At 50.3% G+C, this 15474-nt stretch carries 16 protein-coding genes; 2 read left to right on the top strand and 14 right to left on the bottom strand.

Going from position 1 to position 15474, the window contains the following annotated elements:
• Nucleotides 1–2: 2 nt before the first annotated feature.
• Nucleotides 3–1760 carry a succinate dehydrogenase flavoprotein subunit gene (gene sdhA, locus GVY42_RS00185; protein ID WP_015881103.1) on the bottom strand — a complete coding sequence of 586 codons (1758 nt, stop codon included), beginning with the start codon at nucleotides 1758–1760 and terminating at the stop codon, nucleotides 3–5.
• Between the two features lie 16 nt (nucleotides 1761–1776).
• Nucleotides 1777–2394 (bottom strand): succinate dehydrogenase cytochrome b558 subunit, encoded by a 618-nt coding sequence (locus tag GVY42_RS00180; RefSeq protein ID WP_015881102.1) that lies wholly within the window; start codon nucleotides 2392–2394, stop codon nucleotides 1777–1779.
• A gap of 222 nt (nucleotides 2395–2616) precedes the next feature.
• Between GVY42_RS00180 and GVY42_RS00175 the strand changes: the two genes are divergently transcribed.
• Entirely contained in the window at nucleotides 2617–3009 is a 393-nt protein-coding gene (locus tag GVY42_RS00175; RefSeq protein WP_236548905.1) for a YslB family protein, read from the top strand.
• Nucleotides 3010–3216: 207 nt separating this feature from the next.
• On the opposite strand, the gene uvrC is transcribed toward GVY42_RS00175, so the two are convergent.
• A complete protein-coding gene (uvrC, locus tag GVY42_RS00170) occupies nucleotides 3217–5007 on the bottom strand; it encodes an excinuclease ABC subunit UvrC (RefSeq protein WP_201302232.1) in 1791 nt (596 codons plus the stop codon).
• 70 nt (nucleotides 5008–5077) lie between these two features.
• Between uvrC and GVY42_RS00165 the strand changes: the two genes are divergently transcribed.
• A complete protein-coding gene (locus GVY42_RS00165; RefSeq protein ID WP_159561959.1) occupies nucleotides 5078–6391 on the top strand; it encodes an NAD(P)/FAD-dependent oxidoreductase in 1314 nt (437 codons plus the stop codon).
• A gap of 42 nt (nucleotides 6392–6433) precedes the next feature.
• Here GVY42_RS00165 and mnhG read toward each other — a convergent pair whose 3' ends face one another.
• The 11 genes from mnhG to GVY42_RS00110 all read right to left on the bottom strand — a co-directional run bounded on the left by mnhG (nucleotide 6434) and on the right by GVY42_RS00110 (nucleotide 15409).
• Nucleotides 6434–6793, bottom strand: coding sequence for a monovalent cation/H(+) antiporter subunit G (gene mnhG / locus GVY42_RS00160; RefSeq protein WP_015881097.1), 360 nt, complete (start codon nucleotides 6791–6793; stop codon nucleotides 6434–6436).
• Complete coding sequence (locus GVY42_RS00155; RefSeq protein WP_026826530.1) at nucleotides 6771–7067, bottom strand: Na(+)/H(+) antiporter subunit F1; 297 nt, start codon at nucleotides 7065–7067, stop codon at nucleotides 6771–6773. Before GVY42_RS00155 ends, mnhG begins: the two co-directional genes overlap by 23 nt.
• Nucleotides 7067–7552 (bottom strand): Na+/H+ antiporter subunit E, encoded by a 486-nt coding sequence (locus GVY42_RS00150; RefSeq protein ID WP_074037546.1) that lies wholly within the window; start codon nucleotides 7550–7552, stop codon nucleotides 7067–7069. The genes GVY42_RS00155 and GVY42_RS00150 overlap by 1 nt, the downstream gene beginning before the upstream one ends.
• Before the next feature lie 7 nt (nucleotides 7553–7559).
• Nucleotides 7560–9044, bottom strand: coding sequence for a Na+/H+ antiporter subunit D (locus tag GVY42_RS00145; RefSeq protein ID WP_159561958.1), 1485 nt, complete (start codon nucleotides 9042–9044; stop codon nucleotides 7560–7562).
• Entirely contained in the window at nucleotides 9037–9378 is a 342-nt protein-coding gene (locus GVY42_RS00140) for a Na(+)/H(+) antiporter subunit C (protein ID WP_015881093.1), read from the bottom strand. Before GVY42_RS00140 ends, GVY42_RS00145 begins: the two co-directional genes overlap by 8 nt.
• Nucleotides 9378–9815, bottom strand: coding sequence for a Na(+)/H(+) antiporter subunit B (locus GVY42_RS00135; protein ID WP_015881092.1), 438 nt, complete (start codon nucleotides 9813–9815; stop codon nucleotides 9378–9380). Before GVY42_RS00135 ends, GVY42_RS00140 begins: the two co-directional genes overlap by 1 nt.
• Nucleotides 9787–12228, bottom strand: a complete 2442-nt coding sequence (locus GVY42_RS00130) for a Na+/H+ antiporter subunit A (RefSeq protein WP_159561957.1) — start codon at nucleotides 12226–12228, stop codon at nucleotides 9787–9789. The genes GVY42_RS00135 and GVY42_RS00130 overlap by 29 nt, the downstream gene beginning before the upstream one ends.
• Nucleotides 12229–12574: 346 nt before the next feature.
• Nucleotides 12575–12889: a thioredoxin gene (gene trxA, locus GVY42_RS00125; protein WP_015881090.1), complete on the bottom strand. Its 315-nt coding sequence runs from the start codon at nucleotides 12887–12889 to the stop codon at nucleotides 12575–12577.
• 107 nt (nucleotides 12890–12996) lie between these two features.
• On the bottom strand, nucleotides 12997–13962 hold the full coding sequence (locus GVY42_RS00120; RefSeq protein WP_015881089.1) for an electron transfer flavoprotein subunit alpha/FixB family protein: 966 nt from the start codon (nucleotides 13960–13962) through the stop codon (nucleotides 12997–12999).
• A gap of 14 nt (nucleotides 13963–13976) precedes the next feature.
• Nucleotides 13977–14750 (bottom strand): electron transfer flavoprotein subunit beta/FixA family protein, encoded by a 774-nt coding sequence (locus tag GVY42_RS00115; protein ID WP_159561956.1) that lies wholly within the window; start codon nucleotides 14748–14750, stop codon nucleotides 13977–13979.
• 80 nt (nucleotides 14751–14830) lie between these two features.
• A complete protein-coding gene (locus GVY42_RS00110; protein ID WP_074037553.1) occupies nucleotides 14831–15409 on the bottom strand; it encodes a TetR/AcrR family transcriptional regulator in 579 nt (192 codons plus the stop codon).
• Nucleotides 15410–15474 lie beyond the last annotated feature (65 nt).

Here is a 15474-nt window from a genome sequence, read left to right as displayed (position 1 = left end):
CGTCATTTCGTCTTCGCCCCTTTCTTCGAGTAATCCCGTTTACGTGGCGGGATTAACGAAACATCGATGTCTTCATACGAGATATCGACTTCCCCATCTTTGTAACGTGCCATCGTCGTCTTCATGAACTGCTCATCATTACGTTCCGGGAACTCCGGTTTGTAATGGGCACCACGGCTCTCGTCTCGCTTGAGTGCGCCAAGTGTGATGACGCGTGCGAGGTCGAGCATGTGGTCGAGTTGTCGAATGAACGATGCCCCTTGGTTGCTCCAACGTGCCGTATCCGTAGCTGAAATCTTATGGAAACGTTCACGCAATTCTTGGATTTTCTTGTCGGTCGCTTCAAGTTTGTCATTGTAGCGAACAACTGTGACGTTGTCCGTCATGAGTTCACCGAGTTCACGGTGGATTTGATAAGCATTCTCTGTTCCATCCATCGCAAGGATGTTGTTGAATCGCTCGATTTCTTCACGTTCATTGAAGTTGAAGAGCGCTTCTGAAACGCTTTCTGTCGCTTGATCGAGACCACGCATGTAGTTGACTGCCGCAGGCCCTGCTTCCATTCCGCCATGTACGGCTGAAAGAAGCGAGTTCGCACCGAGACGGTTTGCGCCGTGCATCGAGTAGTCACATTCACCGGCTGCGAAGAGACCCGGAATGTTCGTCATCTGATCGTAGTCGACCCATAGTCCGCCCATCGAATAGTGGACTGCCGGGAAGATTTTCATCGGTACTTTACGCGGGTCGTCCCCTACGAATTTCTCGTAGATTTCAAGGATTCCACCAAGTTTGATGTCGAGTTCTTTCGAATCTTTATGGGACAAGTCGAGGTAAACCATGTTCTCGCCGTTGACGCCGAGTTTTTGGTTGACACATACGTCGAAGATCTCACGTGTCGCGATGTCACGCGGTACGAGGTTTCCGTAAGCTGGATATTTTTCTTCGAGGAAGTACCATGGCTTCCCGTCTTTATATGTCCAGACACGTCCACCTTCCCCACGAGCCGACTCACTCATGAGACGAAGTTTGTCGTCCCCTGGAATCGCCGTCGGGTGAATCTGGATGAACTCCCCGTTCGCGTAGACCGCGCCTTGGCGGTAAACTGCTGCCGCTGCCTGTCCTGTGTTGATGACCGAGTTAGTCGACTTACCGAAGATGACCCCTGGGCCACCTGTCGCCAAGATGACCGCATCCGATGGGAACGCTTTAATTTCCATCGAGCGCAAATCCTGACAGACCGCACCGCGGCAGATGCCTTCTTCGTCGATGACGGCACGAAGGAACTCCCAGCCCTCATACTTCTCGACGAGACCTTGCGCTTCGTAACGACGAACCTGCTCATCGAGTGCATAGAGAAGTTGCTGTCCTGTCGTCGCTCCGGCGTATGCCGTACGGTGGTGAAGCGTTCCACCGAAACGACGGAAGTCTAAGAGACCTTCTGGCGTACGGTTGAACATAACGCCCATCCGGTCGAACATGTGAATGATTTTCGGAGCATTCTCCGCCATCTTTTGGACAGGCGGTTGGTTGGCGAGGAAGTCGCCTCCGTAGACCGTGTCGTCAAAGTGTTGCCAAGGAGAGTCACCTTCCCCTTTCGTGTTGACGGCCCCGTTAATCCCACCTTGGGCACAAACTGAATGTGAACGCTTGACCGGTACAAGCGAGAATAGTTTTACCGGAACACCCATCTCTGCCGACTTGATTGTCGCCATGAGTCCAGCTAGACCGCCACCGATGACGATCAAACTTTGATTTGCCATGTAAAATTCCCCCTAATTACAAGATGCCTGCAAACGTCAAAATCGAACGGATGCCGACAAAAGATAGTGCCAAGAACACGACACCTGATACGTAGCTCATGAGACGTTGCGAACGAGGTGACTGTGTGATACCCCACGTGATCGAGAACGACCAAAGACCGTTCGCGAAGTGGAACGTAGCCGAAAGGATTCCGACTATGTAGAAGATCAACATGAGCGGGTTGTCGACGATGTTTTGCATCATCTCCGCATTGACTTCTACCCCGCGCAATTTCGCAAGACGCGTTTCCCAAACGTGCCAAGCGATGAAGATCACGAGGAAAACTCCTGTGAAGCGTTGGAAGAGATACAACCAGTTGCGCGCGTATGAATAGCGATTCGAGTTGATTGACCCGAGAAACGCGTAGTACACGCCGTACACCCCGTGGAAAATCATCGGCAATGCGATAATTGTCACTTCAAGGAAGTACAAATACGGTAAGTTCTCCATGAATTTTGCTGCTTTGTTGAATGACTCCACCCCATCGACGATGTAGTAGTTGACCGATAAATGGACGATCAAAAACAAACCGATTGGAATGACCCCAAGTAGCGAATGGACTTTACGACTGAAGTAGTCACGATGCGCTGCCATTCTAGTTCCCCCTTTTCACGAGCATTGGCTCGTATTGTCAATAAAAGCGTTTTCAAATGCAGATATAGCTTTCTGTCTCCTATTCTACTCTTGTGAAAATTGTATGACAAGACAACCTAGCCGATTTGTTCCACATTCTTTTCAAAATTACAGGATGACCAAATTCCAATTGGTCGTTATAATGATATAGAGAGATTGGAGTGATGGGATAGAATGGAAACGATGAGCCAACCAACTTTCGCGATTGAACTGCTTCGCGACTATGTGTTGACGGATTTGCTTGGCGAAGATTACGCCCAAGTCATCTATTGGTCAGGAAAACGGGTCGCCCGTAAGTTCCCGACGATGTCCGACGATGAACTGACTGCTTTCTTCGCAGAGGCAGGTTGGGGAGAGTTGACAATCAAGAAGGAACGTGGGAGCAAGTTTACTTATGAATTGATCCCACCACCTGCGACTCAGACCAAAGCGACAGGATACTATCAGCTTGAAGCTGGATTTTTAGCCGAACAGATTTCAGGTCGTTTCCAATGCGTCGCAGAAGGTTACGCCGATCCAACCCGAAAAGCTGTCCAAATCACCGTCCAACTAGACCGAAAAGACGACTACAAATAAGAGTCGATGCCAACGCATCGACTCTTATTTTTGTTTCCGCTGAAGTTGTTGACGCATGTATCGACGAAAACCATCGAGTTCGTGCCGATCAAACCTCACAGTTCCCCTTCCATATCTCTGAGTCGCCTTGCGAGCAACTTCGATAATATTTCCTGGAAAATGTCCTTACTCCAACAGCCAACCAAGTACTCCCTATGTTGGAATTTCTCATTCATCCGTCTCCTCGTGCACGTATTGAAGTACGGTCTCCGCTAATTTTTCTGGCAACCCCGCTTCCTTCAATTGTTCGAGTGATGCCAGACGAATCTGTTTCATCGACCCGAAATGGCGGATGAGCTGTTGACGACGCTTCGGACCGACACCCGGAATCTCATCGAGTATCGACTTCGTCATCTTCTTCGTCCGTAGGCTGCGGTGGAACGTGATGGCGAAACGGTGGACCTCATCTTGCATCCGCTGCAACAGATAAAAGGCGCTCGATCGTGGATGGAGCTCGACAACGCCCCCACCTTCTCCGAACAACAGTTGGCTCGTCCGATGTCGGTCATCTTTTTTGAGCGAGCCGACCGGCAAGTCGAGCCCGAACTCATTTTGAATGACGTCGAGCGCCGCATTCAATTGCCCGATCCCCCCATCAATCAGTAGGAGATCGGGTAATCGTTTGTCTTCCGTCAAGAGACGGCGGAATCGTCGACGGACGACTTCACGCATCGTCTCGTAATCGTCCGGTCCTTGGACCGTCCGAATTTTATACTTCCGATATTCTTTCTTGAGCGGCTTCCCGTCTTCAAAGACGACGAGTGCCGACACGGCGTCCGCGCCCTGAATGTTGGCGTTGTCGATGATGTCGACACGTGACAAGTTGGGAATCCCGATCGCTTCACCGAGTTCACGCATCGCAAGCAATGTCCGTTCTTCATCTCGGGCGAGCAACTCGAACTTCTCGTTCAAGGCGATTGTCGCATTCTTCGTCGCCAAATCAAGCAGCTGTTTCTTCGCCCCTCGTTTCGGCTGCATCACTTTCGTTCCGATGGCGTCATTCAGTAAATCAAGCCGGACCGTCTCTGGTACAAGAATCTCTTTCGGCACGACGTTTTGTTCATAGAACTGAACGATGAAACTTTCGAGTTCTTCCGAAGGCTCTCCATGCATCGGGAAGAGTGAGACATCGCGCTCAATCATCTTGCCGCCACGCATATAGAATACTTGAACGCACATCCAGCCTCGGTCGAGAGTATAGCCGAAGACGTCACGCGCTGTCGGGTCGGCCGTGATCATGTTCTGTTTATTCATGATCGATTCGACTGCTCGAATTTGGTCGCGCAATTCAGCCGCCCGTTCAAATTGCATGTCCTCAGAGGCACGTCCCATCTCAACGTTCAGCTTCGTGAGCGTCTCACTCGTCTCGCCGTTCAAAAAGCGCCGGATCTCATTCACGATCTCTTTTTGCGAATCCGTATCGACCGCCAGCTCGCAAGGACCTAAACATTGCCCGATGTGATAATACAGACAGAGTTTCTTCGGCATCGGCTGACATTTCCGCAGCGGATAGAGTTTATCGAGAAGACGTTTCGTCTCGTTCGCCGCATAGGCGTTCGGATATGGTCCGAAGTAATGTCCACCATCTTTCTTTAACTTACGTGTCGTCAACAGACGTGGATACGGTTCGTTCGTAATCTTGATATATGGGTACGTTTTGTCGTCCTTTAGGCGAATGTTGTACTTCGGATCGTGCTTTTTGATGAGTGTCATTTCAAGTAATAACGCCTCAAGTTCGCTCGCCGTCACAATGTACTCGAAGTCACGGATCTCTGCGACGAGGCGCATCGTCTTGATGTCGTGGGCGCCTGTGAAATAGGAACGCACACGATTCTTCAAGTTTTTCGCCTTCCCTACATAGATGACTTCGCCATATTCGTTTTTATGCAGATAACAACCCGGCTCATCCGGGAGCAGTGCTAATTTATGCTTAATGTGGTCGCTATGACTCAATTCCATTCACCTCAGTTTAGCTTCCTCCTGGACGGGAAAAAGAGTGTGATATCTCGTCAGAGGAGGATTTTATATTATGAAACGATACGATGTCATCATTATCGGTAGCGGCTCCGCCGCGAGCCAAGCCGCTTCCATTTTACGAGAAGCCGGTAAAGAGATTGCCATCATTGAGAATTGGACGTTCGGAGGAACATGTCCTCAACGCGGATGTGACCCGAAGAAAATGCTTGCTGAAGGAGCCGAACTCCTCGCCCGAGCGGAACGTATGCGTGAGCTTGGCGTCGAAGGAAGCCTGTCACTGGATTGGTCGTCCTTTAAAAAGCGGATTGATGAGTACCGCCTCTCTATCCCAACATCCAAAAAACAGCATTGGGATGAGATGAACGTTGATTTATATCAGGGAGAGCCCCACTTTGTCGACGAGGATTCCATCGTCATCGATGGTCACGAGCTCTCTGCCACTCAATTTTTAATCGCCACAGGTCAAACACCCCGCCCTCTTGACATCCCAGGTGGCGAACTGGCAATCACGAGCGATGATGTGTTCGACCTTGACACGGTTCCCCATTCGATTCACATCGTAGGCGCCGGGTATATCGCATTTGAGTTTGCCCATATCTTCCGACGATTCGGAAGCGACGTGACACTCCTCATCCGTTCACGTGCGTTGAAAGCATTCGACCCGAACGTCGTCCATCGGCTCATTGAGGAATCGAAGCGAATCGGCATCACCGTCCGACATGACGTCGAGCCAATACGAATCGATGGCAACGTCTTAACGTTATCAGATGACTCTACCCTAGAAGGAGTTGTCCTTAACGCTACAGGACGAATTCCAAGCATCGAGCGACTTCGGCTTGAAGCGGCAGGTGTCACAGCGGATCATCACGGTGTACACGTGAACGAGCATCTGCAAACAAGTAACCCAAATATATACGCCGCAGGCGACGTCGCCAAAAGTCCCAATCCTGCGCTCACTCCATTCGCCGGTCAGGAAGGGCGCCTCGCCGCACTCAATATGCTTCACGGGAATACACGGGCACTCCCTGAGCGTCCGGCCCCGACCATCGTCTATGCGACGCCACCGATTGCCAAAGTCGGTCTTACGGTCGAGGAAGCGGAAGCTGAGGGCATTGACTTCGACGTGAAAGAAACGGACATGTCGCACTTCCTCACCTATTCACGAATCAACGACGCAACCGCCTATTCAAAAGTGTTACTGAGTGCAGAAGGGCACGTCATCGGGGCTCATTTGATTGGTCACCACGCCCCTGAACTCATCAACCTGTTCTCTTTCATTATACAGAACAAACTGTCGCATCAACATGTGAAGCACTTAGAAGTCGCCTATCCGACCGCCGCCTCCGACCTGACCTATCTCATCTAAACAAAAGACGGGACTTGCCTCTTGGCAAATCCCGTCTTTTTCTTATTCGATTCCTTTGTCCTTGTCTTCTTTCAGTGCGTCTTGTAACGACTTCTCCCAGAGCGGGACCCCTTTCGCGTGCGCCGCACGCGAGATAAGGTGCCCCCCAACAGGAGCCGTCAAGAGGACGAAGAAGAGACCGAGCAAAAGTCTTGCATCAAACACCCGTTCATCGACATATACATGAAGGACGGCCGCAAAGAGGACGAACATGACACCGAGTGTCGCGCTCTTCGAGGCAGCGTGTGTTCTCGAATAAATATCAGGGAGACGGATGAGACCGATCGCGGCGACGACCGTGAAGAAGACGCCGATGATCGTGAAGATGCCGGTAATGAGATCAAAGATCATTGTCGCGGTCATGTTGGATTATCTCTCCCCTCTCTAAGAATTTCGAGAACGCCACCGTTCCGATGAAGGCCAAAATACTGAGTAGTAAGATGACTTCAAAATATAAGGTCGTATCGAGCAGAATCGACAATAACGCGACGACCGAGATGAGCGCGATCCCGATTGAGTCGAGTGCGATGACCCGGTCTGCCGTCGTCGGTCCTTTCACGACACGATACAACATCATCAACATCGCAAGCAAGAGAATGGCGAGCGAGATGTAGATGAGAATGTCTAGTAAATCCATCACTCTGTCGCCTCCTTAATGCTTGATTCAAAGTTATCATAAATGTCTTTTTGTAGCGCTTCTTTATCCGGCATGTTGAGTGCGTGGATATAGAGCACGGAATTGTCTTTTGACACCTGAACGACGAGCGTCCCTGGTGTGAGCGTGATCAGCATCGAAAGCAAGCTGACTTTCCATCCTTTGTCGAGCGACGTTTCATAGCGGAAAATCCCTGGTTGAATCTTCAACTTCGGACTAAGGACGAGGCGCAGTACCTCAAAGTTCGCGAGGAACAATTCACGGATGAAGATGAGAAGCAGTTTAAACAGACGCCAGACGCGTGTGAAGTAAAAACCGCCCCCACTAGATTTAAAGAATCGGCGCATCATGAACAAGATGAGTAAGCCGAGTAGATACCCGATGAAGAATCCGCTCGATGTGAACGACCCCGTGAGGAACATCCAGATGAACGCCAGGAAAAAGTTAATCAATAGTTGATAAGCCATCTGTCATTCACTCCTTTATCACGGCATCGATATAGATTTCTGGATTGACGAGCGGCTCAATCGCTTGCGTGATATACGGATGGATGGCTTCTGCCCCAAATCCGTATGCGACCGCAATGATGAGCAACAAGAAGACCGGTAAAATCAAACGCTTCGTATACGGTACGAGCGGGCCATCATACTCGCGCTTCGCCTCGCCCCAGAACCCGTTCAAGAAAATCTTCATGACCGAATAGAGGACGAAGAGACTCGATAAGAGGACGAGAAGTGGTCCGAACAGCTCGCCTTCGTCCATCCCACCTGAGACGATCAACAATTTCCCGAAGAATCCACTGAGTGGTGGAATCCCTGCGAGCGAGAGCGCTGCGACGAAGAACGTCCATCCGAACAACGGGAAGCGAGTGATGAGTCCACCCATATCACGGAGTTGACCGGATTTGGTGATCCCGATCATCATCCCGACGAGCATGAAGAGAACGGCCTTGATGATCATGTCGTGAATCAAGTAGTAGAGCGACCCTTCAAGGGACGTCTGCGTGTTGACCGAAATTCCGTATAAGATGACCCCGACTGCGATCATGATGTTGTAGATGATGATCAACTTCACGTCGTTATAGGCGATGGCCCCTGTCATCCCGATGAAGATGGTGAGGACAGCGAGCACCATGAGGAACGTCTGTAAAAACTCACCGTTCCCATCAAAGAGTAGCGTGTACGTCCGCAAGATCGAGTACACCCCGACTTTCGTCAAGAGAGCCCCGAACATGGCGAGAATAGGGGTCGGTGCGACCACGTACGCTCCAGGGAGCCAGTAGTGAAGTGGGACGAGTGCCCCTTTCATCCCGAAGACGATGACGAATAGCACACCGATGACGGTGATGACGTCCGGGTTATCGACAAGCGGGATCTTCATCGCCAAGTCCGCTATGTTGAGCGTGCCTGTGACACCGTAAAGCAAGGCGACTGACATGACGAAGAGCGCCGAAGCGATGATGTTCACGAGCAAGTATTTGATTGACTCACGTAACTGGACGCCACGTCCACCGAGTACAATCAATACGTATGAGGACATCAAGAAGACCTCAAAGAAGACGAACAAGTTGAAAATATCGCCTGTCGTGAAGGCACCGTTCACCCCGACGAGCAAGAAGAGCATCGAGATGTACAAGTAGTTTCCTTCATATGAGTCAGAGAAATAATGGACGGCGAACCACACGATGAAGAGCGTGAGGAGAGTCGACGTCGTCACGAGTAGGGCTGACAACATATCCGATACGAGCGTGATGCCGAATGGTGCTTGCCAATTCCCGAGGTTGAGGGTTTGAATTCCCTCCGTGGAGACCGTATGCACGAGAAAGAGTGACACGATCGCCGTAATAACTAAAGCTCCAAGAGCCATTGCGCGCTGCAGCTGGACCCGTTTTGGCATAAACATCATAAGGATGGCCGCAAGCGCAGGAATGACGATTGGAAAGACCGGTAAGTTAATCATACGATTCTGTTCCTTTCATTTCTTCCATATTGTCCGTGCTGAGCTCCTGATACGTGCGGTAGGCAAGTACGAGGAAGAACGCCGTCACCCCGAAACTGATGACGATTGCCGTCAAGACGAGCGCTTGCGGTAACGGGTCTGTGAATTCCGTCACACCGTCGACGAGAACAGGGGCAGCCCCTGTCTTCAAACCTGCCGTCGTCAAGACGAGAAGGTGTGCCGCGTGACTGAACAAGGCAGTGCCGATGATGATGCGTAACAAACTTCTTGAGAGAACAAGATAGACGGCACACATCGTCAGGACACCGATGATGATGCTAACGAAGATTTCCATTATTCACTCTCTCCAATCGTTTGTATAATCGTCAACGTGATTCCGATGACTACAAGGTAAACCCCTAAGTCGAACGCAATCGCCGTGTGAAGGGTCTGTTCACCGAGAAGTGGTAAGTCAAACTTCCCGTATGCGTGCGTCAAGAACGGACGACCCAAGAAAACCGAGTGAAGACCTGTCGCAAGGGCAATCAGTAATCCGGTCGCCGTCATGAGACGGTAGTCAATCGGGAGCACGTTCGCGAGCGTTTTCGAATCAAATGCGAGCAACAGTAAGACGAGTGCCGCGGATGTCATCAATCCACCGATGAATCCTCCACCTGGTGAATAGTGACCGGCAAAGAACAAGTCGATGGAGAAGATGACAATGATGAAGAAAATGATAATCGCGGCCGTCTGCAAAATGACGTCATTGACGCGTCTGCTGTTTTGCTTCATGTTCACCTTCTCCTTTCGTACGTCGTGTTGTTCTAAATTTAATCATCGTGTAGATCCCGAAAGCCGCAATCCCGAGAACCACGATTTCAAACAAGGTATCAAATCCACGGAAGTCGACGAGAACGACGTTAACCATGTTTTTACCTGCTGCAAGCTCATACACGTTCTCTTTGTAATACTCTGAGATCGAAGTGAGCGATTTGTTTGTGAGCGCCATGAAGCTGAGAAGCGTCACGGTCGTCCCGACGAGAACAGCCACGATGGCATTCCCGACTTTGAAACGCATCCGTACTTCCTTCTTGCTGATGTCCGGCATGTGATAGAAGACGAGCAAGAACAATGCGACCGAGACCGTCTCGATGACGAGCTGCGTGAGCGCCAAGTCCGGTGCACCGAAGAAGACGAAGAACAGTGCCACGCCGTATCCAACGACCCCAAGTAGGATGATGGACGGGAGACGCGACTTCATGAAGAGAATCGCGAGCGCCGCTAGCATGACGACGGCTCCGAGCACATATTCATAAGGTGCAATCTCAGCCAGGTTCTCAAACGAGAAGCGGTACATGTCGAACCAAAAGATGCTGAAGAGCATCATACCTGAGAGGAAGACGAAAATATAGATCAAGTACGACCGGATGAAACCAGTCATGTAGTTGTCTTTAAAGCGATATGCCGCCTTGTTCGACCAGACGAGCGTACCGTCGTACATCCCGTTGAGCGTCAAACGATGCGGGATGCGGTTGTAGATGCCCATCCATTTACCCATTTGCCAGAACAGCAATGAACCGAGAAGGATCACCCCGATTGTCATATATAGTTCAGGCGTCAAACCGTGCCAGAAGTAAATATCTACTTTAACATCTTGCCCTTGCGCGACGAGTGTCGGATAGATCGACTCGACGGCTGGCTTGATGAGCGAGTTCGACAACACGTTCGGGAAGAACCCGAGACCGACAACGAGAATCGCGAGGATGACCGGCGAAATCAACATGCCGATCGGCGCCTCATGCGGTTGTTTCGGCAATTGATCGAACTTCGCCTTGCCCATGAACGTCCGCGTGAACAGCATGATGCTGTAGATGAACGTGAACACACTTCCGACGAAGGCGATGACCGGGAGTAGAATCCCAATCGTATCGAGCGCAAAGAAGTCGGCCGAGAAGACTTTCGTCGTCGCCTTCAAGAACATCTCTTTACTCAAAAATCCGTTAAATGGCGGAAGACCAGCCATCGATAACGAACCGATGACGGCGACCGTGAATGAAATCGGCATGACGGTCATCAGACCACCGAGCTTACGAATGTCACGTGTGCCCGTCTCGTGGTCGACAATCCCGACCATCATGAAGAGCGAGCCTTTGAACGTCGCGTGGTTGATCAAATGGAAGATCGCCGCAATCGTCGCGACCATAAAGATGTTGTCATCCATGCCGTCATAGTGGAGCGCCGCCGCTCCGAGACCAAGGAGTGACATGATCAACCCGAGCTGACTGACGGTCGAGAACGCTAAGATTCCCTTCAGGTCGGTCTGCTTCACGGCATTGAATGAACCCCAGAACATCGTGAACATCCCGACTCCGGCAATCGTCCATAGCCAGACGGATGACTCTTGGAACACCGGGCTCATGCGGGCCACAAGGTAGAGACCCGCCTTGACCATCGTTGCTGAGTGGAGGTACGCACTGACCGGAGTCGGTGCTTCCATCGCGTCAGGCAACCAGATGTGGAACGGGAACTGCGCTGACTTCGTGAACGCCCCGAGCAAGATGAGAATCATCGCGACGAGGAAGAATGGACTCTCGGCGATGACGCCCGAGTTCGCGACCATATCGCGAATGCTGTACGAGCCGACCATCGATTCGAGTAAGACGATCCCCCCGAGCATCGACAATCCGCCGAACACGGTGAGAAGCATCGACTTCTGCGCTCCATAGCGGGAACGTTCTTTCTCATACCAATATCCAATCAACAGGAATGATGAAATCGATGTGAGCTCCCAGAACATATACATGACAATCATGTTATCCGAGAGAACGACCCCGAGCATCGCACTCATGAACATCAAGAGATACACGTAAAAATGCCCGAGCGACTCTTTGTCCTTATTCAAATAGTAAATCGAATAAAGAACGACCAGTGCGCCGATTCCCGTGATAAGAAGGGCGAACAAGAGACTGAGTCCATCAACGTATGCCGTGAAGTTAATCCCGAGGGACGGCATCCAAGCAATCGTCTCTGTCACGACGTCCCCTGCACTCGTGATCGGAATGAATCCGGCGAAGTAGGTGACGAGCACGACCGGAACGATCAAGACGAACCAGCCTGTATGAATTTGTTTCATCCCCCGGAACAAAAGCGGGATGAATGGTGCCGCAAGAAGCGGCAACAAAATAGCTAAATGTAACAGCGACAAGAAAATTCCTCCTTCGAACAGAGTCGTACAATAGATTGAGCCGTAAAGTAAGGTCACTTGACTCCATCATGTCTTCCTCATGAGTATAGCGTAAATTTTCAGTCTGTTTCCATGATAAAAGCTTCCAGTTCAAGCGCTCCCCCGTCAAAATTCCGAATCTGTTAAATATGAAGGAAGCCGACGGAATTTCTTCAAAAAAAATTTGAAATCAGACGTTATGTATCGGAATATGACCGGATTGAGGGTGCGTGGAATAACTCATCCTATTCCCTACTTGCCTGTCCTTTTCCTTCTTTTCTACTCAGTAAAACAAAAAAGCAGCCGATCTCAATCGGCTGCTACGCAATTATTGTGCTGTCGCGATAAACTCTTTCAATGCTTCTTTTGGTTGGAAGCCCATTGTTTTCGAAACAGGCTCGCCATCTTTGAACATCATGAGTGTCGGGATACTTTGGATTTGGAAAGCACCTGCGACTTCAGGGTTTTCGTCGACATCGAGTTTCACGATTTGGACTTGGTCACCCATTTCTTGATCGAGTTCTTCAAGAACTGGCGCGATCATGCGACATGGTCCACACCAAGTTGCCCAGAAATCTACGAGGACGACGCCCTCTTTTACATCTTGTTCAAACGATTGAGTCGTTGCGTGTTTAATAGCCATTTGTAAAAACCTCCCCAATAAGATGAGAGAGTCCTGATAGAGAACTCTCATGCAATTCATGTTCAGAGTATACCACGGAGGGTAACAACCCCAAAACGTTTTGCTTATTAGCTATTGACGAGGTGCTTACGGAACTCTTCTGTCAACATCGGGACGACATCGAACAAGTCGCCGACGATGCCATAGTCTGCCACGCTGAAGATGTTTGCCTCTGGGTCCTTGTTGATGGCGACGATGACTTTCGCGTTACTCATCCCAGCCAAGTGTTGAATCGCTCCTGAGATCCCACATGCGATGTAGAGGTCTGGTGTGACGACTTTACCCGTCTGTCCGATTTGAAGTGCGTAATCGCAGTAGTCGGCGTCACATGCTCCGCGTGAAGCACCGACCGCTCCTCCGAGAAGCTCAGCCAACTCTTCAAGCGGTTTGAATCCATCTTCGCTCTTCACGCCACGTCCACCTGCGACGATGACTTTTGCTTCCGCCAAATCTACTTTCCCAGTCGCCTTACGCACGACTTCTTTGACGATCATCGCAAGATCTTTCAATTCGACCGCCGGCGTTTCAACAGAGACGCTCGCGCCCGCTTGACGTGCGAGTGCGTCGATATTGTTTGGACGGATTGTGAAGAACATGACCGAATCTTTGAATTTCACTTTCTCGAACGCCTTCCCTGAGTAGATCGGGCGAACGAACTCTGCGTCGCGTCCTGTTCCTTCGATGGAGACAACGTCACTGATGAGTCCGGCATCGAGACGTGCCGCAAGTTTCGGTGCGATATCTTTCCCAAGAGCCGTGTGTCCGAGGACGATCATTTCCGGATTTTCTTGCTCGATTAACTGACGGAGCACTTGTCCGTAACCGTCTGGTGTATAATGCTTGAGGCGATCATCTTCGACGACGAGGACACGGCTTGCGCCATACTCCCCGAGTTCTTGTGCGAGTGATTGCACGTGATCCCCAATCACGACTGCCGTCACATCGTCTGTCAATTGCTTCGCCGCAGCGATGGCTTCGAATGATACGTTACGTAACGCGCCTTCACGCGCTTCTGCGAGTACTAAAGCTTTCATCTATGATCTCCCCCTTAAATGACTTTCGCTTCCGTGCGAAGAAGTTGTACGAGCTCGCTCACTTGTGTCGACATATCGCCTTCAAGGATGCGACCGGCTTTCTTCTCTTCTGGCAAGAATCGTTCAATCGTCTCGATTTTCGCTTCGATTTCATCTTCATCGAGATCGATGTCCATGAGTTCGAGTTCTTCGAGCGGTTTCTTCTTCGCCTTCATGATTCCTGGCAAGCTCGGGTAACGCGGCTCGTTCAACCCTTGTTGTGCCGTCACGAGAAGTGGGAGTGCGACTTCGATGACTTCCGTGTCCCCTTCGACATCACGTGTGACCGTAGCCGTCGTGCCATCGATTTCAAGAGCCGTGATCGTCGTCACGTAGTTCATGTCGAGAAGTTCTGCGACACGTGGTGCGACTTGTCCGCTACCGCCATCGATTGCCACGTTTCCTGCGAAGATGAGGTCTGCGCCCTGTTCTTTCAAGTATGTGGCGAGAACTTTTGAAATCGTGACATGGTCCGCATCCTCGACATCGTCCTCGATTGAGATGCGAACGGCTTTGTCCGCACCCATTGCGAGTGCTGTACGTAATTCTTTATCCGCATCTTCTGGTCCTACCGTGACGACCGTGACCTCTCCCCCGAGTGCGTCACGTTTTTGAATCGCTTCTTCGACCGCATATTCGTCATACGGGTTGATGATGAACTCAGCGCCGTCTTCTTGAATTTCCCCATTCTCGAGCTGAATCGCTTCCTCAGTATCAAACGTACGTTTCAGCAAAACAAAAATATTCATGGTTGATCCCCCTTTAGTCAATTCTTTCCCATCATTCATGAATCAGCATTCATTTTTTGAGCTAGTGATAGGGCTCACTGTTACGTAAGCCCTTTTTTCAACATATGGTGCACATTTGGAAGCGTCGACAACAGATCATACTTGAAGCCGCTCGCCATCCAACTCGTCACAACCTCATCAATCGTGCCGAAAATCATCTGACGGGCGAGTCGATAGTCTAAATCCTTGTCAAACTCTCCTGTCTCGATTCCGTGTTTGACGACAGAATCGATTAAGTTCAAATATGGTTTGAGCACTTCTCCGATTTTTTGGCGAAGCACCAAGTTCGACTGCCGCAATTCGATTTGTGTCACGACGGCGAGGTCGTAATCTGCCGACAGTTGCTTCAAATGTGATTCAATCAACTGATACAACTTACTCCCGGCTGACGTCTCGCTCTCGATTTGTTGTTTCGAGTAGTCGATGAACAGCCCCATCTTCGCTTGGAACAATTCGATTAAGAGATGCTCCTTGTTTTTAAAGTACAAATAGATCGTGCCGTCCGCGACACCCGCCTCTTTGGCGATGGCTGTCACCTTTGCACCGTGATAGCCATGATTGGCAATTACTTTGACCGCCGCATCAATGATTCGGTCACTTTTCGAAATATGATTTGTCATTAACCCCAAGCTCCTTACCGTTGCAGAAAAATGAATGATGGTTCATTCATTTATTATTCTATCAT

Origin of the sequence: Exiguobacterium sp. 8A (genome assembly GCF_902506275.1) — a bacterium.
Lineage (GTDB): Bacteria > Bacillota > Bacilli > Exiguobacteriales > Exiguobacteriaceae > Exiguobacterium > Exiguobacterium profundum.
Note: the sequence above shows the minus strand (reverse complement) of the source record. Positions and strands in the feature narration are given on the sequence as shown.

Excerpts from the sequence above, each read along its gene's own strand:
- sdhA (WP_015881103.1), bottom strand. The coding sequence starts at position 1,760 with ATGGCAAATCAAAGTTTGATCGTCATCGGTGGCGGTCTAGCTGGACTC.
- GVY42_RS00180 (WP_015881102.1), bottom strand. The coding sequence starts at position 2,394 with ATGGCAGCGCATCGTGACTACTTCAGTCGTAAAGTCCATTCGCTACTT.
- GVY42_RS00175 (WP_236548905.1), top strand. The coding sequence starts at position 2,617 with ATGAGCCAACCAACTTTCGCGATTGAACTGCTTCGCGACTATGTGTTG.
- uvrC (WP_201302232.1), bottom strand. The coding sequence starts at position 5,007 with ATGGAATTGAGTCATAGCGACCACATTAAGCATAAATTAGCACTGCTC.
- GVY42_RS00165 (WP_159561959.1), top strand. The coding sequence starts at position 5,078 with ATGAAACGATACGATGTCATCATTATCGGTAGCGGCTCCGCCGCGAGC.
- mnhG (WP_015881097.1), bottom strand. The coding sequence starts at position 6,793 with ATGACCGCGACAATGATCTTTGATCTCATTACCGGCATCTTCACGATC.
- GVY42_RS00155 (WP_026826530.1), bottom strand. The coding sequence starts at position 7,067 with ATGGATTTACTAGACATTCTCATCTACATCTCGCTCGCCATTCTCTTG.
- GVY42_RS00150 (WP_074037546.1), bottom strand. The coding sequence starts at position 7,552 with ATGGCTTATCAACTATTGATTAACTTTTTCCTGGCGTTCATCTGGATG.
- GVY42_RS00145 (WP_159561958.1), bottom strand. The coding sequence starts at position 9,044 with ATGATTAACTTACCGGTCTTTCCAATCGTCATTCCTGCGCTTGCGGCC.
- GVY42_RS00140 (WP_015881093.1), bottom strand. The coding sequence starts at position 9,378 with ATGGAAATCTTCGTTAGCATCATCATCGGTGTCCTGACGATGTGTGCC.
- GVY42_RS00135 (WP_015881092.1), bottom strand. The coding sequence starts at position 9,815 with ATGAAGCAAAACAGCAGACGCGTCAATGACGTCATTTTGCAGACGGCC.
- trxA (WP_015881090.1), bottom strand. The coding sequence starts at position 12,889 with ATGGCTATTAAACACGCAACGACTCAATCGTTTGAACAAGATGTAAAA.
- GVY42_RS00120 (WP_015881089.1), bottom strand. The coding sequence starts at position 13,962 with ATGAAAGCTTTAGTACTCGCAGAAGCGCGTGAAGGCGCGTTACGTAAC.
- GVY42_RS00115 (WP_159561956.1), bottom strand. The coding sequence starts at position 14,750 with ATGAATATTTTTGTTTTGCTGAAACGTACGTTTGATACTGAGGAAGCG.
- GVY42_RS00110 (WP_074037553.1), bottom strand. The coding sequence starts at position 15,409 with ATGACAAATCATATTTCGAAAAGTGACCGAATCATTGATGCGGCGGTC.